The organism is Crossiella sp. S99.2, from assembly GCF_023094165.1.
Lineage (GTDB): Bacteria > Actinomycetota > Actinomycetes > Mycobacteriales > Pseudonocardiaceae > Crossiella.
The window spans coordinates 1-24472 of the sequence record NZ_JALMDK010000028.1; the positions used below are offsets into that span (position 1 = coordinate 1).

A 24472-nucleotide genomic window follows, 5' to 3' on the forward strand; every position below is an offset into this window, starting at 1 on the left:
GGCCGGGTGGTTTGTGAACCAGTCGGCGGCGTGATATTTTCCTTTTGGGTCGAGTCCAGATTTTTCGGGGCACGTCATACGCCAACTTGGCCCAACTGGTACACCGAGTTGGCCCAAGTCGTACGATCAACTCGTTAGCGGGGCGAACGATCTGCCTCTAGGATCGTGTGCATGGAGTTTCGACGTCTGGGTCGTAGCGGCCTCTCGGTCAGTGAGATCTCGTACGGCAACTGGATCACGCACGGTTCGCAGGTCGAGGAGGAGCAGGCGCACGAGTGCGTGCGGGCCGCCCTCGACGCGGGCATCACCACCTTCGACACCGCCGACGTCTACGCGAACACCGCGGCCGAGTCGGTGCTGGGGCGGGCGCTGGCCGGGCAGCGGCGGGAGGGCCTGGAGATCTTCACCAAGGTCTTCTGGCCGACCGGTCCCGGCGGGCCCAACGACAAGGGCCTGGGCCGCAAGCACATCATGGAGGCCGCGCACGGCTCGCTGCAGCGGCTGGGCACCGACTACCTGGACCTCTACCAGGCGCACCGGTACGACCGCACGGTGCCGCTGGAGGAAACCATGCTGGCCTTCGCCGACCTGGTGCGGCAGGGCAAGGTGCTCTACATCGGCGTCTCGGAGTGGAACGCCGAGCAGATCAGCCGGGGCGCGGCGCTGGCCCGTGAGCTGAAGGTGCCGTTCATCTCCAACCAGCCGCAGTACTCGATGCTGTGGCGGGTGATCGAGTCCCAGGTGGTGCCGACCTCCGAGCGCGAGGGGGTCAGCCAGATCGTCTGGTCGCCGATCGCGCAGGGCGTGCTCAGCGGCAAGTACCTGCCCGGCGCGGCCCCGCCCGCCGGATCGCGGGCCACCGACGAACGCGGCAGCGGCTTCGTCGGCCGGTTCCTGCGCGATGACCTGCTGACCGCGGTGCAGAACCTCAAGCCCCTGGCCGCCGAGGCCGGGCTGAGCATGGCCCAGCTCGCGGTGGCCTGGGTGCTGCAGAACCCGAACGTGGCCTCCGCGATCGTCGGCGCCTCCCGGCCCGAGCAGGTGCACGACAACGTCAAGGCCGCCGGGGTCGTGCTGGAGCCGGAGCTGCTGGAGAAGATCGACGCGGTGCTGGACGGGTTCGTCGAGACCGACCCGCGCAAGACCGTGGTCGCCTGAATCCGCCGGGCCTGCGCCTGGTTACTCGGCTGGGCGCAGGCTCATCGGCCCGTAGACCTCGTCCTCACCGTCGAGCAGCGTGACTTGCTCGATCCCGGTGGTGGACAGCTGATCCCACTGCGCGCTGAACCACGCCTCGGCCTCGTCCTGGTCCTCGAACTCCACCGCGGGGCCGGGCAGCTCGCCGCCGCCGGAGTCCTCGTATCGCCACCGGTACGCCATGCGGCAACGGTAACGTGATCACCAGGCCCGGAGCAGGAGGAGCGAGCAGTGACGCGACGCACGCTGGTGCTGGGCGGCGCCCGCTCCGGCAAGTCCGCGCACGCCGAAGGCCTGCTGCCCGACACGGCGGCCACCTACTTCGCCACCGCCCGCCGCGATCCCGCCGACGCGGACTGGGAAGCCCGGATCGCCGAGCACGTGCGCCGCCGCCCGGCGAGCTGGCGCACCGTCGAGTGCGGGGCGAACCTGCCCGAACTGCTTTCCCAAGCGGCACAAGGGGATCCGCCGATCCTGGTGGACGACCTGGCCACCTGGCTGACCGGTCTGCTCGACGACGCGGGCGCCTGGGAAGGCGGTCCGGACACCCTGGTCCCGGTGCGCGAGCGGGGTGCGGCACTGCGCGCGGCGGTCGCGGACTGCCCGGCGCCGGTGGTGCTGGTCTCCGCGGAGGTCGGCCTCGGCGTGGTCCCCGCGACCCGTTCTGGCAGGCTCTTCCGTGACGAGCTGGGCGGGCTGAACGCCCGGCTCGCCGAGGTGTGCGACCAGGTTGTGCTGCTGGTCGCCGGTGTCCCGCTGAAGCTGCGCTGACGGAGGTTCCCCAGTGGACGAGAGTGTCTCGGACGAGGCTGTCCGGTTCCCGCCGGTCGCGCCGCCCGACTCGCAGGTCCGCGGCGACGCCGAGGCGCGCCAGGCCCAGCTGACCAAACCCGCCGGGTCGCTGGGCAGGCTGGAGCAGCTCGGTGTGTGGCTTTCCGCCTGCCAGGGCGTCTGCCCGCCGCGGCCGCTGGCCCGGCCGCGAGTGGTCGTCTTCGCCGGGGACCACGGCATCGCCCGGCACGGCGTCTCGGCCTACCCGAGCGAGGTCACCGGGCAGATGGTGCAGGGCTTCCTGGCCGGCACCGCCGCGGTGAACGTGCTGGCCGAGGCGGCGGGCGCGACCGTGCGCGTGGTGGACATGTCGGTGGACGCCGACACCGCGGACTCGGTCTCCGGGCACAAGGTCCGCCGTTCCTCCGGCGTGATCGACCGCGAGGACGCGCTCACCCAGGCCGAGGTGCTCGCCGCCCTCGCCGCCGGGCGGGCCATCGCCGACGAGGAGGTCGACGGCGGCGCGGACCTGCTCATCGCCGGTGACATGGGCATCGGCAACACCACCCCGTCCGCGGTGCTGATCGCCGCGCTGACCGGCAGCGAGCCGGTGGCCGTGGTCGGCCGCGGCACCGGCATCGACGACCACGGCTGGATGCGCAAGACCGCCGCCATCCGGGACGCCCTGCGCCGGGCCCGCCCGGTCAGCGCCGACCCGGTCGGCCTGCTGCGCACCAGCGCGGGCGCGGACATCGCCGCGATGGCCGGTTTCCTGGCCCAGGCCGCGGTGCGGCAGACCCCGGTGCTGCTCGACGGCGTGGTGGTCGGCGCGGCCGCGATGGTCGCCGAGGAACTGGCCCCCGGCGCCCGCGAGTGGTGGCAGGCCGGGCACCGCTCGGTCGAACCCGCGCACTCCATCGTGCTGGAACACCTGGACCTGGTGCCGCTGCTGGAGTTCAGCCTGCGCCTGGGCGAGGGCTCCGGCGCGGTCGCCGCGCTGCCACTGCTGACCATGGCCGGGCGCATCCTGACCGAGATGGCCACCTTCGCCGAGGCCGGCATCTCCGGCCCGAGCGAGACCACCCCGCTGGACGCCCTGGCGGCCACCGCCACCGGCCTGGCCGCCACCGTGCTCGGCGAGGCCACCAGCCACGCCCCCAGCCCCGAGCTGGACACCGCCGTCCCCACCAGCCAGACCCCGGCCGCGACCGCCGCCAGCCACGCCCCGGCCTACCCGGACACCACCCACGGCTACGGCCACGGCCACACCGCCACCGCGCCGGACGAACCTCGCGACAATCCGGCCGACACCTCCTACCCCGCCCCGCCACCGGCCGCCCCGACCATCACCGTGGCCCCGCCGACCGACCTCTGATGTCCGGCCTCCGCCTGGCCCTGTCCTGGCTCACCGTGCTGCCGGTGCGCACCGGCCAGGTCGACACCGCGATGGCTCGCACCGCCATCGCGCTGGCCCCGTTCGTCGGCCTGCTGCTGGGCGCCGCGGCCACCGCGGTGCTGTTCGCGCTGACCTGGCTCGGCGCCCCCGGCCTGCTCGCGGGCCTGCTGGTCGTCGGCCTGCTCGCGCTGGCCACCCGCGGCATGCACCTGGACGGCCTGGCCGACACCGCCGACGGCCTGGGCTGCTACGGCCCCCCGGAGCGCGCCCTGCAGGTCATGCGGGACGGCGCCGCGGGCCCGTTCGCCGTGGTCACCCTCATCATCGTGCTCGGCGCCCAGGCGGTCAGCCTGTCCGCGCTGGCCGACGCCGGCCGCTGGGCCGCGGTGGTCGTCGCGCTGGCCGCCGGCCGCACCGCCTTCGCCTGGTGCTGCCGCCAGGGCGTGCCCGCCGCCCGCCCCGAGGGCCTGGGCGCCCTGGTCGCGGGCACCCAGCCCACCCTGGTTCCCGTTGCCTGGACGGTGTTGCTGACCATCGCCGCGGCCGCCGCCACCCACGACCGGCCCTGGCTCGGCCCGATCGGCGTGCTGCTGGCCCTGGGCGTGGTGCTGCTGCTGATCCGCCATGTCCGGCAGCGCTTCGGCGGTGTCACCGGCGACGTGCTCGGCGCGGCGGCGGAGATCACCGTGCTGATCGTGCTCGCGGTGACCTCGTTCCGCTGACCCCGGCGCCCGCGGTCGCGCCCGCGCTGGCCAGCACCACCAGCCCGATCGCCAGCAGCTGCGTCCAGCTCAGCTCCTGCCCCAGCACCAGGAACCCGGCCAGTGCCGCCAGCGCCGGGTTCAGGCTCATCATCACCCCGAACGCCGCCGCGGGCAGCCGCTTCAACGCCAGCAGGTCCATCGAGTACGGCACCGCCGAGGCCAGCAGTCCCACCAGCAACCCCAGCGCGAGATTCGCCGGCCGCAGCAGCTCACCCCCGGCGGCCCCGATCCCCAGCGGCAGCACCGCGATCGCGCCCACCGCGGCCCCCAGCGCCAGCCCCTCCATCCCGCGGAAAGCCTGCCCCAGCCGCCGGGTCAGCAGGATGTAGCCGGCCCAGCAGGCCGCCCCGGCCAGTGCGAACAGCACGCCCACCGCGTCCACCCCGCCCAGCCCGCTGCCCAGCAACAGCACCCCTGCCCCGGCCAGCGCCGCCCACACCAGATCCAGCCTGCGCCGGGACAACACGATCGCCAGGGTCAGCGGGCCGAGGAACTCGAAGGTGATCGCCGCGCCCAGGGGCAGGCGCTGGATGGACAGGTACACGCAGACGTTCATCGCGGCCATCACCACGCCGAACAGGGCGATGGTCAGCCAGTCGCGGCGGGAGCGGCCGCGCAGCCGGGGACGGGCGAAGGCCAGCAGCAGCACGGCCGCGCCGACCAGGCGCAGGGTGACCACGCCCAGCGGGCCCAGCACCGGGTACAGGCTCACCGCCAGCGCGGCGGAGAACTGCACCGAACTCATCCCGACCAGGATCAGCGCGACCCCGTGCAGGCGGCTGCCGAGCTGTTCGGCCGGGGCGAGGGTCGCGGTCACGGCCTCAGCCTAAGTAGCCGGTCGGCAACCCGGAAATGCTTCCCACGCAGCGGTTATGCTTGGCGGTAATGGATGTCGAGCTACGGCACTTCCGGTGCTTCCTGGCCATCGCCGAGGAGGGCTCGGTGACCGCGGCCGCCGCGCGGCTGCACCTCACCCAGCCCGCGGTCTCGCGCACCCTCGGCCAGCTGGAACAGCGACTCGGGCGGCGGCTGGTGGACCGCTCCACCCGGCACCTGCGGCTGACCGCCGACGGGGAGGCCTTCGCGGACAAGGCCCGCGCGGTGCTCGCCGCGGTGGCCGCCGCCCTGGACCCCGGCCCCGAACCACCACTGCGGGTGGGCTACGCCTGGGCCGCGGCCGGACCGCACACCACCGCGATCCTGCGGGCCTGGCGGGAACGCCGGCCCGAGGTGCCCCTGGAGATCCGGCGCTTCGACGAGCGGACCGCCGGACTCGGCCGCGGCGAGGTGGACGTGGCCCTGCTGCGCACCGAGGTCACCGACCCCCGCCTGCACAGCTGCGCGCTGTACCACGAACGCCGCTACGCCGCCCTGGCCGCCGACCACCCACTGGCCGACCGGCCCGAACTGACCCTGCGCGAACTGGGCGGACTGCCCATCGCGCGCAACGAACTCTCCGGCACCACCACGCCCGAGCTGTGGCCGCCGGACGCGCAGCCAGGGGAGACCGTGCGCGTGCACAACGTGGACGAATGGCTCACCGTGATCGCGGCCGGCCGGGCCGTCGGCGTCACCGCGGACGGCACCCGGCACCACCACATGCACGCCGGCGTGGCCTACGTGCCGCTCTCCGGGGTGCCGCCGGTGACGGTCTACCTGGCCTGGCCCGCCGGGCACCGCCACCCGCGACTCACCGAGTTCCTGGCGCTCACCAGGGAAATCGTGCGGAGCTGATCAGGCCAGCGTGGTCATCCAGCCGTGCGGGTCGGCCCCGCCGGTCTGCACGCTGGTCAGCGCGCCGCGCAGCTTCATGGTCAGCTCGCCGGACTCGCCCCCGTTGATCAGGAACTCCCCGCCCGCGTGCTTGACCCGGCCGACCGGCGTGATCACCGCGGCGGTGCCGCAGGCGAAGACCTCGGTCAGCTCGCCGGAATCGACCTTCTTCTCCCACTCCTCGGTGGAGATCCGCCGCTCCTCCACCGCGTAGCCCAGATCGGCGGCCAGGGTCAGCAGCGAGTTGCGGGTGATGCCGGGCAGCAGCGCGCCGCTCAGCTCCGGGGTGACCACGCGGGCGTTCTCGCCCTCGCCGAGGACGAAGAACAGGTTCATCCCGCCCATCTCCTCCACCCACCGGCGCTCCACCGCGTCCAGCCACACCACCTGGTCACAGCCCTGCTCCGCGGCCTGGGCCTGGGCCAGCAGCGAAGCGGCGTAGTTGCCGGCGAACTTGGCCGCGCCGGTGCCACCGGGCGAGGCGCGCACGTACTCGGTGCACAGCCACACACTCACCGGCTTGACCCCGCCGGCGAAGTAGGCGCCTGCCGGGGAGGCGATCAGCACGTACAGGTACTCCTTGGCCGGGCGCACCCCCAGCCCCGCCTCGGTGGCGAACAGGAACGGCCGCAGGTACAGCGACTCGTCCGCGGCCGTGGGCACCCAGTCCTTGTCGACGTCGAGCAGCTCGCGCACCGAACCCAGGAACAGCTCGTCCGGCAGCTCCGGCATGGCCATCCGCCGCGCCGAGGCGCGCAACCGGGCCGCGTTCGCCTCCGGCCGGAACGAGGCGATCGAGCCGTCCGGCTGCCGGTACGCCTTGAGCCCCTCGAAGATCGACTGCCCGTAGTGCAGCACCATGGCGGCCGGGTCGAACGGGATCGGGCCGTAGGGCACCACCGCGGCGTCGTGCCAGCCCTGCTCCGGGTTCCAGCGGATGGTGACCATGTGGTCGGTGAAGTACTGGCCGAAACCGGGCTTGGCCAGGATCTCGGCCCGCCGCTCCCCAGACGCGGGCTGGGGGTTCAGGCTACGGGTGAACGACACCGTTGACGTCATGGCAGCAGCGTAGTACTTCGTGTTGCCCCCGACCATCGTCATCCCAACGATCGGACGTCCTACTGTTTAGTACCCCGTGTTTCAGCGGGACCCGATCCGTACCCCGGGGTCCCAGTGTCGCCCGCGCCGGTTGCGCCAGTGCCTGCCCCGCCGGGCGGGCTCCGGCGCGCCCGGCCTGCTGAACTCCGGGTGCCGCCGGGCGAACTCGGTCGCGGTGAGGTCCATCGTCACCGGGTACTTGACCTCGCCGAGCGACAGTTCGGCGTCGCGCAGCCGGGCCTGTTCGCGGAAACCGAGGCTGCCGTGCAGCGCGAGCGAGGCCAGGTTGCCGCCGTAGACGGTGACCTGGCAGCCGCGGTAGCCGCGGCCGAACATGATCGCGAGCAGCACGGTGATCGCGTCGGCGGCGTAACCACAGCGCCGGTACCGCGGCCCGATGCCGATGCCGTAGCTGAACCGGTCGGCGTGCGGACCGGCCGGGATGACGTGCAGCGAGCCGACCAGGATCCGGCCGCGCAGGGTCTCGATGGCGAACTGGAGGTCGTCCCCGGAACTCGCCCGGTGCGCCGCCCAGTGCCGGTAGCCACCGATCCGGGTGGCCTGCTCGGCCGCGGAATCCCGGTCGAACCCGGCCAGCGTGCGCCGGTCCGCCGGCGTGATCGCGCGCAACCGCACCTGCCGCCCGGCCGGACCGGGATCGGCACTGGCTGACTCCATGATCATCGGCGGTGATAGTACCGGCCACGATGACCGCGGGGGGGAGAGCCGAGCGTCGGCCCTCCCCCGTGTCTCACACCACCGGCAGCCCGTCGGCGATCTCCGCGGGCAGCATCGGCAGCGGCCAGCCTGCCTCCGGGGTGAAATCGCACCAGCTGCCGTCGAAGGGGAAGGCGCCCTGTTCGGCCAGGGCGATCATCCGTTCACCCTCGGCCCGCAGCCGCCCCATCTGGGCCACGGTGAACAGCCCGGCGTCCACCGCCTCGGCCGCCTCGTCCTCGTCCTTCCAGCACCAGGTCAGGTCCGGCTCGACCACCACGTCGAGCACCCCGTCCACCCGGTCCACGTAGCCCTCGCCGCGGCCCATCGGCAGTTCGAGGTTGACGTACCAGTGCCGGAAGCTGCCGTCGGGGTTGAAGAACCACCACACGCTGGACCACTCGTGCTCGTCCACCAGGCGCAGGTTCGAGTGCCCGTGCCAGCTGGAGAGCACCGGGATGCGCGGGATCCGGAACCGCTCGGACAGCGGGGCGTCGCGCTGGTGGCGGCCGTCGGCCAGCCGGGTCGCGCGGACCCGGGTGCCGTCCGGGATCCAGCACACCAGCTGCGCGCCGTCATCGCGCAGCACCCGGGCCGGGGTCACCGAACCCAGGCTGCCGTCCAGGCGGCGGAAGCGGTACAGGACCTCGTCGCCGGGCTGCCAGTGCATGGTCACCGACTCGGGTGGGGGCTGGGTGCGGGTCATCGGACGTGGGTGTCCACGAACGGGGGCTTCACGATCTCGCAGCGCAGCGAGCGGCCCCGGACGTCCAGGGTGACCTCGGCGCCCGGCGCCAGCCCGGCCGCGGTGTCCAGCAGGGCCAGCGCGATCCCGGCCTGCAGGGTCGGGGAGAAGGTGCCGGAGGTGGTCTCGCCGACCTTCTCGCCGTCGCGGAGCACGACCATCCCGGCCCTGGGCACGCCGCGGTCCAGCGCGCGCAGACCGAAGAGCTTGCGGGCCGGGCCGTCGGCGCGTTCGGCGCTGAGCGCCTCCCGGCCCCAGAACTCGGCCTTCTTCCAGCCGACCGCCCAGCCGGAACCGGCCTGCACCGGGCTGATGTCCAGGGACAGGTCCTGGCCGTGCAGCGGGTAGCCCATCTCGGTGCGCAGGGTGTCGCGGGCGCCGAGACCGCAGGCCCGGCCGCCGTGGGTGGCCGCGACCTCTAGGAGTTTCGCCCACAGCGCGGGCGCGTCGTCCCAGGCGGGGATCAGCTCGTAGCCGTGCTCACCGGTATAACCGGTGCGGCAGATCCGCACCGTGGTCCCGTTCCAGTCGGCGTCGGCGAAGGCCATGTAGTCCATATCGCTGGGCAGGCCCAGCTCGGCCAGCACCTCGGCGGACTTGGGGCCCTGCACCGCGAGCACCGCGTAGCCGTCGTGCTGCCCGGTGACCGTGACGCCTTCGGGCGCGGCCGCGACCAGCAGCTCCACCACCTTGGCGGTGTTGGCGGCGTTGGGGACCAGGAAGACCTCCTCCGGCGAGACCAGGTAGGCGATCAGGTCGTCGACCACGCCGCCGGTCTCGGTGCAGCAGAGGGTGTACTGGGCCTTGCCGGGCGCGATCCGGTTCAGGTCGTTGGACAGGCAGGCGTTGACGAACTCGGCCGCGCCGGGACCGGCGACCAGCGCCTTGCCCAGGTGCGAGACGTCGAAGACGCCAACCGACTCGCGCACCGCGGTGTGCTCGGCGACCACGCCGCCGCCGGTGTACTGGATCGGCATCTCCCAGCCGCCGAAGGGCGCGAAGGTGGCGCCGAGGGCACGGTGTGACTCGTGCAGGGGGCTGGTGCGCAACGGTGTGTCAGTCACAAGGGGGCAAGTTACCGCCATTGGCGGGTGAGCAGCGCGGCGACGCAGGATCCAGTCACGACCGTGACCAGGGTCGCGAGCAGCATCATCGGCGGCAGGCTCATCAGCAGCACCACCGACAGGCCCAGGCCCAGGCAGGCGGTGCGCATCGGCCAGGTGCGGTCCTCGATCAGCAGCAACCGGGCCGCGGCGTTGGTGAAGGCGTAGTAGGTGAGCAGGCAGCAGGCGGCGAACTGCAGCGCGATCTCCGGGGTGAGCAAGAGCACCAGCCCGCTCGCGCCCGCCGCGGCCAGCAGCTGGGCCCGCCACGGGGAGCGGCTCAGTCCCAGCGGCAGGTCCCGGTCCCTGGCCAGGGAGAACAGCGCCCGCCGCAGGTCCACGCTCACGATCAGCGCCATCGCTCCCAGCGCCACCGCGGCGCCCGCGCTGACCAGCGGCAACAGCACCGCGCCGTCCGCGGCGACCAGCGCGTCCCGCAGTGGGGCCGGGGACAGCGCGAGCCGGGCGGCGCCGAGCTGGCGCAGCGCGGCCCAGCCCAGCAGCAGGTAGAGCAGCAGGCCAAGGCCGATGACGAACGGGATCGCCCGGCGCACCTTGCGCCCGGCGTAGGCGCGGCCGTCGGCCGGGGAGGTGATCCGCTCGAAGCCGACCAGGCCGAAGAACATCACCGAGCCCGCGGTGAGCAGCATCCGTGGATTGTCCGCACCCGGCTGACCGGCCACCGGTATCACCTGTTCGGGTGGAGGCACGGTGAAGCAGACGATGATGACCACGAGCAGCACCGCGAGCACGAACCCGGCCACCGCCCAGCTCACCCAGCGCGGGGTGGCCAGATCCGCCGCGCCGATCGCCGCGGCCACCACGATCACCGTCACCGCGGCCACCCAGGGCCGCGCGGGCATCAGGTACGCGCCGAACGCGCCGGCCACCGCGGCCAGCGAGGCGAGCTTGCCGACCAGCAACCCGGTCCCGGCCAGCCTGCCCGGCCAGCGGCCCAGGTGCTCTTTTGTGCAGGCATAGCCGCTGCCGTAGCCGACATAGGCGGCGGACTGGTCAGAAGTGGAGAAGGCTGTGCACAATGCCGCCAGCGCCGCGAGCACCACCCCGACCAGCAACCAGCGGCCCGCCGCCTCGGCCGCGGGCGCGAGCCCGATGAAGGCGCCCGCGCCGAGCATGCCGCCCAGACCGAGCACCACCAGGTCGGGTACGCCGACCGCGCGCGCGGATTCGGCGCTTGATGCTCGCGGAACGTCCAATGCCACCGACACACAGTATTCGGACTGTATTAAAGAGCGATAGCCGCCGTGGGGGCGGATAGCCCACTCGGATTAGCCTTCCGCAACACTGAACCTGGGAAGAAGACCGGGCTTGCGGCGAAGAAACCGCTTGCCGCGACAACGACGAACCACACGCCGTCGCCGGCCTCGACACGCGCGCGCAGCTCGAGCGGGACGGGATTAAGGAGCACACGTGACCGCGCCCAAGCTTGCGCTGACCGACAGCGATCCCAAGTCCGTCGCGACCGACGCGGTGGTCATCGGCACCATCCAGGGATCCGACGGCGTGCTGCTCGCGCCGGGCGCCGAGCAGGTGGACGCCGCCTTCGACGGTGAGCTGACCGCCCTGCTGAGCACCCTCGGCGCCACCGGCAAGGCCGACGAGCTGGTCAAGCTGCCCGCGCGCGGCGCGCTGACCGCCCCGCTGGTGCTCGCCGTCGGCCTCGGCAAGACCCCCGCCGGAGCCGACGGTCCCGGCGGCGAGCAGGTCCGCCGCGCCGCCGGTGTGGCCGCCCGCGCGCTGGCCGGGGTGACCAAGGCGACTGTGACACTGTCCACAGTGGACCTGGGTGCCACCGTGGAGGGTCTGGTGCTGGGCGCCTACACCTTCACCGGCTACAAGTCCGACCAGGGCAAGGCCCCGCTGGCCAAGGCCGACCTGGTGGTCGCCGACGCCAAGGACAAGCACGCCAAGGCCGTGCTCAAGGCCAACACCGCGATCGCCGAGGCGGTGGCCACCGCCCGCGACTTCGTCAACACCCCGCCCAATGACCTGTTCCCGGCCTCCTTCGCCGAGCGCGCGGTCAAGCTCGGCGAGGCCGTCGGCCTGACCGTGGAGGTGCTGGACGAGAAGGCGCTGCGCAAGGGCGGCTACGGCGGCGTGCTCGGCGTCGGCGGCGGCTCCTCCCGCCAGCCCCGGCTGGTCCGGCTCAGCTACACCGGCCCCAAGCCGAAGAAGAAGGTCGCCCTGGTCGGCAAGGGCATCACCTTCGACACCGGCGGCATCTCGATCAAGCCCGCGCCCGGCATGGACGAGATGACCATGGACATGGGCGGCGCGGCGGCCGTGGTGGCCACCGTGGTGCTGGCGGCCAAGCTGAAGTACCCGCTGGAGATCATCGCGACCGTGCCGATGGCGGAGAACATGCCCTCCGGCACCGCCTACCGCCCCGGCGACGTGCTGACCATGTACGGCGGCAAGACCGTCGAGGTGCTCAACACCGACGCCGAGGGCAGGCTCATCCTGGCCGACGCCATCGTGCGCGCGGGCGAGGACAACCCGGACTACCTGATCGAGACCTCCACCCTGACCGGCGCGCAGGTCGTGGCGCTGGGCAAGCACACCGCGGGCATCATGGGCAGCGACGAGTTCCGCGACCGGGTGGCCACCATCGCCCGCGCCACCGGCGAGGGCGGCTGGGCCATGCCGCTGCCGGAGGAACTCCGCGCCGACCTGGACTCCCGCCTGGCCGACCTGGCCAACGTCTCCGGCCACCGCTGGGGCGGCATGCTCGCCGCGGGCATCTTCCTGCGCGAGTTCGTGCCGGAGAACGTGCAGTGGGCCCACCTGGACATCGCGGGCCCGGCCTACAACTCCAACAGCCCCTACGGCTACACCTCCAAGGGCGGCACCGGCGTCCCGGTCCGCACCCTGGCCGCCGTCCTGGCCGACATCGCCGACCAGGGCTGACCCAGCCCACCACGCCCAGTTGGCCCAACTCGTACGCCGAGTTGGGCCAACTGGGCGTACCACTTGGGCCAACTCGGCGTTCCGGGGTCAGATGAGGGGGACTACCCAGGCGGCTACCGCGTGCTCGCGGTCTCCTGGCTTCTTCTCGCCGAAGAAGGCGGCGGCGACGGTTTCCGCGGTCACCGGGACAACCCGGGACGGGAACGGCAGTTCCGAGGGGGCGCAGGAGCCGGTGGAGCAGCGGAGCTGGCGGGCCAGCTCCTCGTACCAGGCGTAGAAGGTGACGGGGGCGGCGGCGAGCTGGGCCACCGCGCGTTCGGCCAGCCTGCCGGCCAGTTCGGCGAGCACGGCGGCCAGGGTGGTGACGTCCAGGTGCGCGTGCTCGGCCTCGTCCGTGGTCAGCCACCAGGTGTTCTCGCGCTGCTCGCGTTCGCGGTCAGCCGGGTCCAGGAACAACGGCTCCTGGGCCACTCCGGCGAGTCGGTCGAGAAAAGTGGACACCTAGCTGGACGCCTTCCCGTCGCGGCGCTGCTGCGCGCGCTGTCGTGCGGTGTAGTCGCGCATCCTCTGTGGATAGCCGACCTTGTTGGCCTCGTACATCGGAATCTTCAATTTCCGGGCAAGTTTCTGCGCCGCGTCGAAGCCGCCGATCCGGCGCCGGGTCCACTCGCCGTCGTGTGCGATGAACACGACAGTGGTCTCGGTCACCGTGGTCTTCGGTTCCAGGTAGGACTCGACCCCATGCCGGGCCGCGGCCCACGCCTCCAGATGGGCGGTGTCCGCGTTCGAGGACGAACGCAACTGCCCAGGGCGCTCCTTGCGGCGGAAACGGTCGAACAGGCCCACCGCACACCTCCTTCGCTCCAACCCCCGATCTTGCCAGGCCAGTTGTCAGGCGGACGTCACATTCCGGGCGAAACTCCGCCACGGTGATCGACCCAGCGTGACCCAGGACATGCGTACTGAGACGTAGCCATCCCGCGTCGCGAGCACCCCTGACATGGTGACAAGATGGCGGATGCCCGTCGCGCTGAACCGGCGTCGCCGGCACCAAGAGAACGCCAGCAAACGATGCCTCCATGAGGAGATCGAAGTGACCGACACCTCCGCCGACCTCGTGATCCTTGGCGGCGGCTCGGGCGGCTACGCCTGCGCTCTGCGCGCGAGCCAGCTCGGCCTGTCCGTGATCCTGGTCGAGAAGGACAAGCTCGGTGGCACCTGCCTGCACCGCGGCTGCATCCCGACCAAGGCGCTGCTGCACGCGGCTGAGGTGGCCGACACCGCCAGGGAGAGCGACCAGTTCGGCGTCAAGGCCAGCCTGGACGGCATCGACATCGCCGGGGTCAACACCTACAAGGACACCGTGGTCGGCAACCTGTACAAGGGGCTGGCCGGGATGTTCAAGTCGCGCAAGGGCGTGACCGTGGTGGAGGGCGCGGGCACCTTCGTCGGCCCGAACACCGTGGTCGTCGACGGCCAGCGCTACACCGGCAAGAACGTCGTGCTCGCCACCGGCTCCTACGCCCGCTCGCTGCCCGGCCTGGAGATCGGCGGCCGGGTCCTGACCAGCGACCAGGCCCTCAACCTGGACTTCGTGCCGGAGAAGGTCGTCGTGCTCGGCGGCGGCGTGATCGGCGTGGAGTTCGCCAGCGTGTGGCGCTCCTTCGGCGCCGAGGTCACCATCGTGGAGGCGCTGCCCCGCCTGGTGCCCGCCGAGGACGAGTTCTGCTCCAAGCAGGTGGAACGCGCCTTCCGCCGCCGCGGCATCAAGTTCAAGACCGGCGTCCGGTTCACCGGCGCCACCCAGACCGACTCCGCGGTGTCGATCACCCTGGAGTCCGGTGAGCAGCTCGACGCCGACATCCTGCTGGTCGCGGTCGGCCGCGGCCCGAACAGCGCGGGCCACGGCTACGAGGAGGCCGGGGTCACGATGGACCGCGGCTTCGTGCTCACCGACGAGTACCTGCGCACCAACCTGCCGAACGTCTACGCGGTCGGCGACCTGGTGCCGGGCCTGCAGCTGGCGCACCGCGGCTTCCAGCAGGGCATCCTGATCGCCGAGCAGATCGCCGGGCTCAACCCGAAGCCGATCGACGAGGCGGGCATCCCGCGGGTCACCTACTGCGAGCCCGAGGTCGCCTCGGTCGGCCTCACCGAGGCGCAGGCCAAGGACAAGTACGGTTCCGTCGAGACCGTCACCTACGACCTGGCCGGCAACGGCAAGAGCCAGATCCTCAAGACCAAGGGCGCCATCAAGCTGGTGAAGGCCACCGACGGCCCCGTGGTCGGACTGCACATGGTCGGCTCCCGCGTCGGCGAGCTGATCGGCGAGGCTCAGCTCATCTACAACTGGGAGGCATACGCTGACGACGTGGCCCCCCTGGTGCACGCGCACCCCACCCAGAACGAAGCCCTCGGCGAGGCACACCTCGCCCTGGCCGGCAAGCCGCTGCACGCGCACGGCTGATCGCTCGGCGCGAGGCAAACCCAGTGAGCACAAGCACGAGGAGCTAGCGAAAGATGGCCTTCTCCGTCCAGATGCCGGCGCTCGGCGAGAGCGTCACGGAGGGCACTGTCACCCGGTGGCTCAAGCAGGTCGGCGACATCGTTGAGGTCGACGAGCCCTTGCTTGAGGTCTCCACCGACAAGGTGGACACCGAGATCCCCTCCCCCGCGGCGGGCGTGTTGCAGCGCATCGTCGTGAACGAGGACGAGACCGTGGACGTGGGCGCCGAACTGGCGGTCATCGGGGACGGCGACGGTGGCGGTTCCGCCCCGGCGCCCGCCGCCGAGCAGCCGGCCGAGGCTCCCGCGGCAGCGCCCGCCCCCGAGCCCGAGCCCGTCCAGCAGGCCGCCCCGGCCCCCGCGCCGGAGCCCGCCGCGGCCCCGGCCGGTGGTGGCGCGGCGCAGGGCACCCCGGTGCCGATGCCCGCCCTCGGCGAGTCCGTCACCGAGGGCACCGTGACCCGGTGGCTCAAGCAGGTCGGCGACACCGTCGAGGTGGACGAGCCGCTGCTGGAGGTCTCCACCGACAAGGTCGACACCGAGATCCCGTCCCCGGTGGCCGGGACCGTGCTGGAGATCAACGTCGGCGAGGACGAGACGGTCGACGTGGGCGCCCAGCTCGCGGTGATCGGCAGCGGCGCACCCGCCGCGCAGGCCGCTCCGGCGCCTGCCCCGGCTCCCGCGCCCGCCCCGGCCGCCGCACCGGCTCCCGCTCCGGCCCCCGCGCCGCAGCAGGCCGCCCCGGCACCGGCTCCGGCCGCCGCGCCTGCCCCGCAGGCCCCGGCCGCGCCGTCCGCCGAGGACAACGGTGACGCGCCGTACGTGACGCCGCTGGTCCGCAAGCTCGCCGCGGAGCACAAGGTCGACCTGAACGCGCTCAAGGGCTCCGGTGTCGGCGGCCGCATCCGCAAGCAGGATGTGCTCGCCGCGGTCGAGGAGGCCAAGGCGGCAGCCGCGGCCGCCGCGGCCAAGCCCGCCGCCGCCCCGTCGGCTCCGGCCGCCGCGGGCGCGCCGCGCGCCGCCGCCCCGGCCTCCACGCCGGAAGCGGAACTGCGGGGCAAGACGGTGAAGATGACCAGGCCCCGCCAGGTCATCGCGCGCCGGATGGTCGAGTCGCTGCAGACCTCCGCGCAGCTGACCACGGTGGTCGAGGTGGACGTCACCAAGATCGCCCGGCTGCGCGCGCGGGCCAAGGGCACCTTCGAGGCGCGGGAAGGCGTGAAGCTCTCCTTCCTGCCCTTCTTCGCCAAGGCCGCCGTCGAGGCGCTCAAGCAGCACCCGAAGCTGAACGCCTCGATCAACGCCGAGGCCAACGAGGTCGTCTACCACGGCGCCGAGCACCTGGTGATCGCGGTGGACACCGAGAAGGGCCTGATGGTCCCGGTCATCCACGACGCGGGCGATCTGAACATCGCGGGCCTGGCCCGCAAGATCGCCGACGTGGCCGACCGGACCCGGCGCAGCAAGATCTCGCCGGACGAGCTGAGCGGCGGCACCTTCACGCTGACCAACACCGGCAGCCGGGGCGCCCTGTTCGACACGCCGATCATCAACCAGCCGCAGGTGGGCATCCTGGGCACCGGCAGCGTGGTCAAGCGCGCCGTCGTGGTGACCGACGAGGCGGGCGGCGACACCATCGCCATCCGCTCCATGGTCTACCTGGCCCTGTCCTACGACCACCGGCTGGTCGACGGCGCCGACGCGGCCCGCTTCCTGACCGCGGTCAAGCAGCGCCTGGAAGAGGGCGCGTTCGAGGCCGACCTGGGTCTCTGAGGCACCTCGCACGACCTCCGAGAGGCCCTCGCCGCGCACCGCGGCGAGGGCCTCTCGGCCATTGGCGGGTCGCGCGATGTCCTGGCATGCACCACGATCGAGTCATGCGAGTGGTGATCGCCGGTTCCTCCGGCCTGATCGGCAGCGCCCTGGTGAGCGAATTACGGGAGAACGACCACGAGGTCATCCGGCTGGTACGCCGAGCCCCTGCCGCCCCGGACGAACGCCGCTGGGACCCACCCACCGGTGTGCTCGCCGACGGCGCGCTGGACGGCGCGGACGCGGTGGTCAACCTCGGCGGCGCGGGCATCGGCGACAAACGCTGGACCGAGGAGCGCAAGGCCAGGCTGCGGGAGAGCAGGCTGGTGCCGACCACCGTGCTGGCGCAAGCCGTTGCCCGGCACCGGATCCCGGTGTTCGTCAGCGGCTCCGCGGTCGGCTACTACGGCGACACCGGCGACCGGGAGATCGACGAGACCGCCGAGACCGGCGCGGGCTTCCTGGCCGAGCTGTGCCGGGACTGGGAAGCCGCCACCCAGCCGGCCGAGCACGTGGGCGCGCGGGTGGTGCGGGTGCGCACCGGGCTGGTGCTCTCCGCGCACGGCGGGCTGCTCGGGCGGCTGCGGCCGCTGTTCTCCTTCCTGCTCGGCGGCCGGCTGGGCAGCGGGGCGCAGTACATGCCGTGGATCTCCCTGGACGACGAGGTCGGCGCGATCCGGTTCGCCCTGGAACACAGCCAGGTCAGCGGCCCGGTCAACCTCACCGGCCCGGAACCGGTGACCAACAACGAGTTCACCGCCGCGCTGGCCGACTCGCTGCACCGGCCCGCGCCCTGGGTGGTGCCGGAGTTCGCGCTCAAACTGGTGCTCGGCGCGGAGACCGCGCAGGAGATGGCGTTGTTCGGCCAGCGCGCGCTGCCCGGGGTGCTGCGCGCGCAGGGCTACGTCTTCCAGCACCCGACGGTGGTCGCGGCCCTGGCCGCCGCCGTGCCTGAAGGCGAACCGGCGGCGTAGGGTCGAGACGTGCGCAACAGCGATCCCCTGTCCTGCCGGGAGTCGGGCGAACCCGTACTGGTCCGCCACCTCGGCAGCATCGACTACCTCAAGGCCTGGGAACTCCAGCGCGAGGTCCTGGACGCCCGTGCCGACGGCGCCGGGCCGGACACCCTGCTGCTGCTGGAACACCCCAGCGTCTACACCGCGGGCAAGCGGACCCAGCCTGCGGACCGGCCCACCGACGGCACCCCGGTGGTCGAGGTCGACCGCGGCGGCAAGATCACCTGGCACGGGCCTGGCCAGCTGGTCGGCTACCCGATCGTCAAGCTCACCGACCCGGTGGACGTGGTCGACTACGTGCGCCGGGTCGAGCAGGGACTGATCAAGGTCTGCCGCGACCTCGGCCTGCCCGCCGGCCGGGTCGAGGGGCGCAGCGGGGTGTGGCTGCCCGCCGACGAGACCCGGATCGAGCGCAAGATCGCCGCGATCGGCATCCGGGTGCAGCGCGGGGTCACCATGCACGGCTTCGAGATCAACTGCGATGCCGACCTGGCCGCGTTCGAGCGGATCATCCCGTGCGGCATCGCCGATGCCGGGGTCACCTCGCTCAGCGCCGAACTGGGCCGCCAGGTCACCGTGGCCGAGGTCGAACCGCTGGCCGAGAAGGCGGTCCTGGACGCGCTTTCCGGCGCGCTGCCGCTGTCCGAATGCTGGGTGCCGCGTCCCGAACTGAGCGCTCCCGGAATCACTTTCGCGCTGCCGAACTGACACTCCGAGTGATCAGATAACCGCCGGACCTAGCCCGCACTGCTCCGATCGGGGGTTACACCACCCCTGACGTGCCCAATCCCGCCACTCACCGACGTAAGCTGGCCCCTCGCTGTCCGGAAGCTGGGGGTCATGCGCCGGAGGGTCCGGTCCAGGGGAGGGTGTCTGTGCACGGCCCGTTGTCCTTCGGTCTGCTCGGTCCACTTCAGGTGCTGCGCGGGGGGCAGCCGATCGCGGTGAAAGCCGCGAAACAGCGGACCGTGCTGGCCAGTCTGCTGCTGCGCGCCAACCAGCACGTGGCCTTCGACGAACTGGCCGAACGGGTCTGGGGCGAGGAGCAGGTCAGCCAGCCCCGGCAGACCCTCCAGGTCTACGTGATGCGGTTGCGCCAGGCCCTGGGCGGCGTGCAGCTGCACACCGAACCCGACGGCTACCGCCTCGAACTCGACCCGGAATCCCTGGACATCCACCGCTTCCGGCGGCTCACCGACCAGGTCAAACTCGCCGGCGACGACCCCGGCCGGATCGTCGGACTGCTCACCGAGGCACTCGCCCTCTGGCGCGGCGCCGCGCTGTCCGACGTGCCCTCGGAATCCCTGCAGTGCGGCGAGGCCCGCTGGCTGGACGAACTGCGGCTGCAGGCGGTGGCCGACCGGCTGCACGCCCGGCTGCGGCTGGGCGCGCACCAGGAAGTCGTCGGCGAGCTGTACGGGCTCACCGGCCAGTACCCGCTGCGCGAACAGTTCTGGGCCCAGCTCATGCTCGCCCTCTACCGCTCCAACCGGCAGGTCGAGGCCCTCGAAGCGTTCCAGGCGGTCAGCGGCAGGCTGTCGGAGGACCTGGGCGTGGACCCCGGCGAGGAACTGCGCGCCCTGCACCGGGCCATCCTCAACAACGACAGCTCACTCGGCCCGGCCACCGCGCACACCAGCACCCCCGTCACGACCGCCCCGCGCCAGAGCGGCCTGTCCCAGCTGCCACCCGGCGTGGCCGACTTCGTCGGACGCGGCCCGGAGATCACCCACCTCGGCGATCTGCTGCGCGGCGCGGGCTCGGCCATGTCGGTGCCCGTGGTCACCCTCACCGGACCACCCGGCGTGGGCAAGACCGCGCTGGCCATCCGGGCCGGGCACGAAGTGCGCGCGCACTTCCCGGACGGCCAGATCTACGTCAACCTGCACGGCTACTCCCCCGGCCCGCCGCTGGCCCCCGCCGACGTGCTCAGCCGATTCCTGCGCGCCCTCGGCGTCACCCCGGAACAGATCCCCCTCGACCCCGAGGAACGCGCCGCGCAGTACCGCTCGCTGCTCACCGGGCGGCGGCTGCTCATCGTGCTGGACAACGCGATCGGCCCGGAACAGGTCCGCGCGCTGCTGCCCGGCGAACCCGGGTGTGCGGTGCTCATCACCAGCCGCAACGCCCTGCGCGGGATGACCGTGCTCGACGGCGCCCGCCCACTGTCCCTGGAAGTCCTCTCCCCCGCCGACGCCCGCCGCCTGCTCGGCGGCATCCTCGGCCCCGAACTGGTCGCCGCCGAACCCGCCGCGGCGGCCGAACTCGCCCGCCTCTGCGGTCACCTGCCCCTGGCCCTGCGGGTGGCCGCGGGCAACCTGGCCGGGCGGCCCAGCGCGCGGATCGCCGACTACGTGGCCGAACTCAGCGCCGAACGCCTGGCCGGACTGCGCATCGAAGGCGACGACGCCACCGCCGTGCAAGCCGCCTTCGACCTGTCCTACGACATGCTCGACCCACCGGCCCAACGACTGTTCCGGCTGCTCGGCCTGGTGCCCGGCAACGACTTCACCAAGGAGGTCGCCGCCGCGCTGGCCGGACTCACCCCCGAGGCCGCGCTGCCGCTGCTGCGCCAGCTCGGCACCGCCAACCTGGTCCAGCACCAGGCAGGCGACCGGTACCAGGCACACGACCTGCTCCGCCTCTACGCGGCCGAACGCGCCGCCGCCGAGGAGACCGCCGAGGCACTGGACACCGCACGCCGCGCCCTGCTGGCCTACTACCTGCACACCGCCCGCGGCGCCGCCCGCAGCCTCTACCCGGAGATCGTCCAGCTCCCGCTGCCCGCGCCCCGGCCCGCCCCAGCCCCGCGCCCCGCGGCCGCGATCGCCTGGCTCACCGCGGAAACCGCCAACATCGTGGCCGCCGCCACCATCTGCGCAGGCCCGCTCGCCGCCTACTCCTGGCTGCTCGCCGACGCGCTGCGCGGCTACTTCCACCACACCGGCCACGTCGCCGACTGGCTGCACGTGGTGGAGACCGGCCTGGCCGCCGCGCTGGCCGAACCCGACGAACCCGGCGAGGCCGCCATGCGGCTCAGCCTGGGCACCCTGCACTGGACCCTCGGCGACAACCGGGCCGCCGCCGGGCACTACGAACAGGCACTGCGCATCCAGCGCAGGCTCGGCGACCTCGACGGCGAACTGGCCACGCTGAACAACCTCGGCCTGGTCTGCCTCAACCTGGGCAGGCTCACCGAGGCCGGCGCGCACCTGCGCAGCGCGCTCGCGCACGCCGACACCCGCGACCCGCACCGGCACGCCATGGCCAGGGCCAACCTCGGCCACCTGTGCGTGGCCCTGGCCGCCCTGGACGAGGCCGAAACGCACGCCAGGGCCATCGTGGCCATCGGCGCCGCCGAAGGCTCCCGGCTGCTGGCCACCTACGGCCACTACGTGCTCGGCCGCGCCCAGCTCGCCCGCGGCGCGCTGGCCCAGGCCGACACCGTGCTCACCGAGGCCCTGGCCACCTTCCGCGAACTGGGCCACCGGCGGATGGAGGTCGAGGTGCTGGCCGCGCTGGCCGAGACCCGCCGCCACCTCGGCGACCACGACCGGGCAGGCGCCGACGCCGAGGAATCGGTGCGACTGGCCCGCGGCATGGCGCACCGGGTCGCCGAGGTCAACGCGCTCAACGCGCTGGCCGCCTGCGCCGAACCCCGCCGCGCCGCCGAACTGCACGCCCAGGCGCACGCCCTGGCCACCTCCGGCGGGCACGTGTGGGGCCAGGTGGCCGCCCTGCTCGGCCAGTCCGGCACGCACCGCCAGACCGGCCGCCCTCGCGACGCGCTGAACAGCGCAGGCACCGCCCTGGACCTCATCGCCGCCGCGGGCGAACCCACCCGGTTCACCCCGGCCGCGCTGCTCGCCCTCGGCGCCGCCCAGCTCGACCTCGGCGACCCCGACGCCGCCCGTACCAGCGCCGAGGAGGCCGTCCGGCTGGCCACCGGCACCGGCCAGCGCCTGGAACAGGACCTCGGCCTGGCCCTGCTCGGCGAAACCCTGACTGACGAACGGACTCCGATCCTCTAGACTTCCGGAATTACGGAAATCCAGAGGAGGGGTTCTTTTGCTGTCCCGACGCCGCCTACTGACCGCCGGCGCGCTGACCGCGGGGTCCGCGCTGCTGCTGCCCGGCCTGGCCAACGCCGCCCCCAGCACGTCCACGACCAGCGATTTCAGCACCCGCGAGGGCTGGCTGGCCTGGCTGGCCACCCACCGCGACCAGGTCGGCGTCTTCGCCGACAACGGCGCGCGCGCCTGCCTGTCGCACCGCGCGCAGGAGTCCCAGCCACTGGCCTCCGCGGTCAAACCAGTGCACCTGGCCGCCTACACGCTCTCCGGCCTGGCCCCGGACACCAAGGTCACCGTCGGCGAGTGGGAACGCTTCTACCTGCCGCACACCGACGGCGGCGCGCACGAGCACTCCCAGCGGCTGCTCGGCATCGAGGCGGACCCGGCGACCAAGCTGGCCAAGAACCCGGCGCAGCAGGTCACCCTGGACCAGATCGCCGGCACCATGATCTATTTCAGCGACAACGCGGCCACCGACTACCTGCGGCACCGCCTCGGCGCGGCCGCCCTGCGCCGGGCCGCGCTGCGCGGCGGCTGGTCAGGCGTGGACACCCGCTCCAAGCTGGCCGACTTCCTCTACCTGCTGCTGCCGGAGGAGGTCCGGCCCGGGGTGCCGCGGCGGGAGATGGGCGATCGGCTGGAACAGCGCTTCCTGACCGAACCCGCCTTCCGGGACCGGGCCAGGGCGCGCGTCGTCACCGGCCCGCACCCGTCCTGGGAGGCCCAGGTCGCTTGGGCCAGGGACAGCGGCGGCGCGAGTGCGGCCACCCTGGCCGCCTTCCACCGGACCGCGGCCACCGGCCGGTTCCCCGAGGCCACCCGGCGGCACCTGGAACACACCCGGTCCGGTTCGCTGCCGCCCGGCGTCGCGGGCATCGGCTGGAAGGGCGGCTCGCTGGCCGGGGTGCTGGTACTGGCCGGTTACACCCGCTGGAACGACGGCCGGGTCGGCTCGGCGGCGTTGCTCCTCCAGGAGCTGAGCCTGGCGGACTGGACCGCCATGAACGCCGAGGGCTCGCTGCTCTTCCCGGTGTTCGAGGACCTGATGCTGGATCCGGCCTGGCAGGGCAGGGTCGCGCGGGCACTGCGCGGGTAGCCGGGCATGCTGAGCCGATGAGCGAGACGGAGCTGGCCGGCCGGGTGGCCGAACTGGAGGCCAGGGTGGCGGCCCTGGAGGGCATCGCCGAGCAGGTGCTGGCCGACACCGGCGGCGTGGTCTCCTACCAGGGCAGGCTCACCGAACCGGGCGAGCTGGACTGGACGATCACGCTGCCGGTGGCCAGGGTGCTGGGCCTGCCGGACGGCCCGCGGCTCGAGGTGCTGGCCGCGCTGGGCCACCCGGTCCGGGCCAAGGTGGTGCGCGTGCTCGCCCAACACGGCCCGCAGGGCGCGGCCGAACTCCAGGCCGCCGCCGAGGTCGGCTCGACCGGCCAGCTCTACCACCACCTCAAGCCGTTGACCGCCAGCGGCCTGGTGGACCAGGACGGCCGCGGCCGGTACCGGCTGCGCGCCACGGCGATGGTGCCGGTGCTGATCCTGCTGGCCGCCGCCGCGGACATCGCCGGACAGCTCAAGTCCTGACAGCGGGGCCGGACCCACGCTCGGCGTGGGTCCGGCCCCGTTCTCCGGTCCGCTCAGGCGAACTGCGGCATGACCTCGGTCGCCACCAGCTCCAGGTGATCCAGATCGTTCAGGTCGAGCACCTGCAGGTAGATCCGGCTGATCCCGGTCCGCTCCCGCCAGGCGCCCAGCTTGTCCACCGCCTCGGCCACCGTGCCGGCCAGCCCGTTCTCCCGCAGCTCAGGCACCTCGCGGCCGATCACCGCGGCCCGGCGGGTCACCTCGGCCTCGTCCCGGCCAACGCAGAGCACCAGCGCGGCCGAGCGGGTGATCTCCTTGGGGTCCCGGCCGATGGCCGTGCAGGCCGCCTCGACCCGCTCGAACTGGCGCACCGCGGTGGCCGGGTCGGCGAAGGGCAGGTTGAACTCGGCCGCGTACTGCGCCGCCAGCGCAGGCGTGCGCTTGGCACCCCGGCCACCGATGAGCACCGGCGGACCGCCCGCCTGCACCGGCTTGGGCAGCGCAGGGGAGTCGGTCAGCTGGTAGTGCTCGCCGTCGAAGCTGAAGGTCTCGCCCACCGGCGTGCGCCACAGACCGGTGATCACCGCGAGCTGCTCGGCGTAGCGGTCGAAGCGCTCGGCCACGTCCGGGAACGGGATGCCGTAGTTGGCGTGCTCGGTCTCGAACCAGCCCGCGCCCAGCCCGAACTCCACCCGGCCGCCGGACATCTCGTCCACCTGCGCGACCTGGATCGCCAGCGGTCCCGGATAGCGGAAGGTGGCCGCGGTCATCAGCGTGCCCAGCCGGATCCGGCTGGTCTCCCTGGCCAGCCCGGCCAGCGTCACCCAGGCGTCGGTGGGGCCGGGCAGGCCGCTGACCGAGCCCATCTTGAGGTAGTGGTCGGAGCGGAAGAACGCGTCGTAACCGGCGTCCTCGGCAGTCCGCGCCACCCGCAGCAGATCGTCGTAGGTCGCCCCCTGCTGGGGCTCGGTGAAGATCCTGAAGTCCACCGGC

22 protein-coding genes and 1 pseudogene are annotated in these 24472 nt (G+C 72.9%); 13 read left to right on the forward strand and 10 right to left on the reverse strand.

The features are described from left to right. Positions 1–171 precede the first annotated feature (171 nt). Complete coding sequence (locus tag MZC64_RS46670; protein WP_247766161.1) at positions 172–1158, forward strand: aldo/keto reductase family protein; 987 nt, start codon at positions 172–174, stop codon at positions 1156–1158. 21 nt (positions 1159–1179) lie between these two features. Here MZC64_RS46670 and MZC64_RS46675 read toward each other — a convergent pair whose 3' ends face one another. Next, complete coding sequence (locus tag MZC64_RS46675; RefSeq protein WP_247766160.1) at positions 1180–1380, reverse strand: hypothetical protein; 201 nt, start codon at positions 1378–1380, stop codon at positions 1180–1182. Between the two features lie 48 nt (positions 1381–1428). Between MZC64_RS46675 and cobU the strand changes: the two genes are divergently transcribed. The 3 genes and pseudogenes from cobU (at position 1429) to cobS (ending at position 4086) form a co-directional block, all read left to right on the forward strand. Further along, entirely contained in the window at positions 1429–1968 is a 540-nt protein-coding gene (gene cobU / locus MZC64_RS46680) for a bifunctional adenosylcobinamide kinase/adenosylcobinamide-phosphate guanylyltransferase (RefSeq protein WP_247766159.1), read from the forward strand. Positions 1969–1981: 13 nt separating this feature from the next. Further along, positions 1982–3055, forward strand: a pseudogene (gene cobT, locus MZC64_RS46685) (nicotinate-nucleotide--dimethylbenzimidazole phosphoribosyltransferase); the annotation flags it as partial. 287 nt (positions 3056–3342) lie between these two features. Continuing rightward, the gene (gene cobS, locus MZC64_RS46690; RefSeq protein ID WP_247766158.1) at positions 3343–4086 is read left to right on the forward strand and encodes an adenosylcobinamide-GDP ribazoletransferase; all 744 of its coding nucleotides are present in this window, start codon (positions 3343–3345) and stop codon (positions 4084–4086) included. On the opposite strand, the gene MZC64_RS48455 is transcribed toward cobS, so the two are convergent. Further along, positions 4046–4945: an EamA family transporter gene (locus tag MZC64_RS48455; RefSeq protein ID WP_308301146.1), complete on the reverse strand. Its 900-nt coding sequence runs from the start codon at positions 4943–4945 to the stop codon at positions 4046–4048. The genes cobS and MZC64_RS48455 overlap by 41 nt on opposite strands. A gap of 68 nt (positions 4946–5013) precedes the next feature. Here MZC64_RS48455 and MZC64_RS46700 point away from each other — a divergent pair, with 68 nt between their 5' ends. Next, the gene (locus tag MZC64_RS46700) at positions 5014–5862 is read left to right on the forward strand and encodes a LysR family transcriptional regulator (protein WP_247766157.1); all 849 of its coding nucleotides are present in this window, start codon (positions 5014–5016) and stop codon (positions 5860–5862) included. On the opposite strand, the gene MZC64_RS46705 is transcribed toward MZC64_RS46700, so the two are convergent. From MZC64_RS46705 to MZC64_RS46725, 5 genes are all read right to left on the reverse strand, one after another. Beyond that, positions 5863–6960, reverse strand: a complete 1098-nt coding sequence (locus MZC64_RS46705) for a branched-chain amino acid aminotransferase (RefSeq protein ID WP_247766156.1) — start codon at positions 6958–6960, stop codon at positions 5863–5865. A gap of 81 nt (positions 6961–7041) precedes the next feature. Further along, a complete protein-coding gene (locus MZC64_RS46710) occupies positions 7042–7683 on the reverse strand; it encodes a GNAT family N-acetyltransferase (protein WP_247766155.1) in 642 nt (213 codons plus the stop codon). 67 nt (positions 7684–7750) lie between these two features. After that, positions 7751–8422: a DUF402 domain-containing protein gene (locus MZC64_RS46715; protein ID WP_247766154.1), complete on the reverse strand. Its 672-nt coding sequence runs from the start codon at positions 8420–8422 to the stop codon at positions 7751–7753. Beyond that, the gene (gene gcvT / locus MZC64_RS46720) at positions 8419–9525 is read right to left on the reverse strand and encodes a glycine cleavage system aminomethyltransferase GcvT (protein WP_247766153.1); all 1107 of its coding nucleotides are present in this window, start codon (positions 9523–9525) and stop codon (positions 8419–8421) included. Before gcvT ends, MZC64_RS46715 begins: the two co-directional genes overlap by 4 nt. 11 nt (positions 9526–9536) lie before the next feature. Next, on the reverse strand, positions 9537–10787 hold the full coding sequence (locus MZC64_RS46725) for an APC family permease (RefSeq protein ID WP_247766152.1): 1251 nt from the start codon (positions 10785–10787) through the stop codon (positions 9537–9539). A 208-nt stretch (positions 10788–10995) separates the two neighbouring features. Between MZC64_RS46725 and MZC64_RS46730 the strand changes: the two genes are divergently transcribed. Further along, entirely contained in the window at positions 10996–12492 is a 1497-nt protein-coding gene (locus MZC64_RS46730) for a leucyl aminopeptidase (RefSeq protein WP_247766151.1), read from the forward strand. A gap of 87 nt (positions 12493–12579) precedes the next feature. Here MZC64_RS46730 and MZC64_RS46735 read toward each other — a convergent pair whose 3' ends face one another. Together MZC64_RS46735 and MZC64_RS46740 are read right to left on the reverse strand one after the other, a co-directional pair. Continuing rightward, positions 12580–12993, reverse strand: coding sequence for a hypothetical protein (locus MZC64_RS46735; RefSeq protein WP_247766150.1), 414 nt, complete (start codon positions 12991–12993; stop codon positions 12580–12582). After that, complete coding sequence (locus MZC64_RS46740; RefSeq protein WP_247766149.1) at positions 12994–13338, reverse strand: oxidoreductase; 345 nt, start codon at positions 13336–13338, stop codon at positions 12994–12996. It abuts the gene before it with no gap. A gap of 247 nt (positions 13339–13585) precedes the next feature. Here MZC64_RS46740 and lpdA point away from each other — a divergent pair, with 247 nt between their 5' ends. From lpdA to MZC64_RS46775, 7 genes are all read left to right on the forward strand, one after another. Beyond that, positions 13586–14959 (forward strand): dihydrolipoyl dehydrogenase, encoded by a 1374-nt coding sequence (gene lpdA, locus MZC64_RS46745; RefSeq protein WP_247766148.1) that lies wholly within the window; start codon positions 13586–13588, stop codon positions 14957–14959. A 53-nt stretch (positions 14960–15012) separates the two neighbouring features. After that, the gene (gene sucB, locus MZC64_RS46750; protein ID WP_247766147.1) at positions 15013–16770 is read left to right on the forward strand and encodes a 2-oxoglutarate dehydrogenase, E2 component, dihydrolipoamide succinyltransferase; all 1758 of its coding nucleotides are present in this window, start codon (positions 15013–15015) and stop codon (positions 16768–16770) included. 104 nt (positions 16771–16874) lie between these two features. Further along, positions 16875–17783 (forward strand): TIGR01777 family oxidoreductase, encoded by a 909-nt coding sequence (locus tag MZC64_RS46755; protein ID WP_247766146.1) that lies wholly within the window; start codon positions 16875–16877, stop codon positions 17781–17783. 9 nt (positions 17784–17792) lie between these two features. Further along, complete coding sequence (lipB, locus tag MZC64_RS46760) at positions 17793–18533, forward strand: lipoyl(octanoyl) transferase LipB (RefSeq protein WP_247766145.1); 741 nt, start codon at positions 17793–17795, stop codon at positions 18531–18533. Positions 18534–18700: 167 nt separating this feature from the next. Next, positions 18701–21856 carry a BTAD domain-containing putative transcriptional regulator gene (locus tag MZC64_RS46765; protein WP_247766144.1) on the forward strand — a complete coding sequence of 1052 codons (3156 nt, stop codon included), beginning with the start codon at positions 18701–18703 and terminating at the stop codon, positions 21854–21856. 37 nt (positions 21857–21893) lie between these two features. Continuing rightward, positions 21894–22994, forward strand: a complete 1101-nt coding sequence (locus tag MZC64_RS46770; RefSeq protein WP_247766143.1) for a serine hydrolase — start codon at positions 21894–21896, stop codon at positions 22992–22994. A gap of 17 nt (positions 22995–23011) precedes the next feature. Next, the gene (locus MZC64_RS46775; RefSeq protein ID WP_247766142.1) at positions 23012–23479 is read left to right on the forward strand and encodes a helix-turn-helix domain-containing protein; all 468 of its coding nucleotides are present in this window, start codon (positions 23012–23014) and stop codon (positions 23477–23479) included. Positions 23480–23532: 53 nt separating this feature from the next. Here the strand turns inward: MZC64_RS46775 and MZC64_RS46780 are convergent, their stop codons facing one another. Continuing rightward, positions 23533–24468 carry an LLM class F420-dependent oxidoreductase gene (locus MZC64_RS46780; protein ID WP_247766141.1) on the reverse strand — a complete coding sequence of 312 codons (936 nt, stop codon included), beginning with the start codon at positions 24466–24468 and terminating at the stop codon, positions 23533–23535. Positions 24469–24472 lie beyond the last annotated feature (4 nt).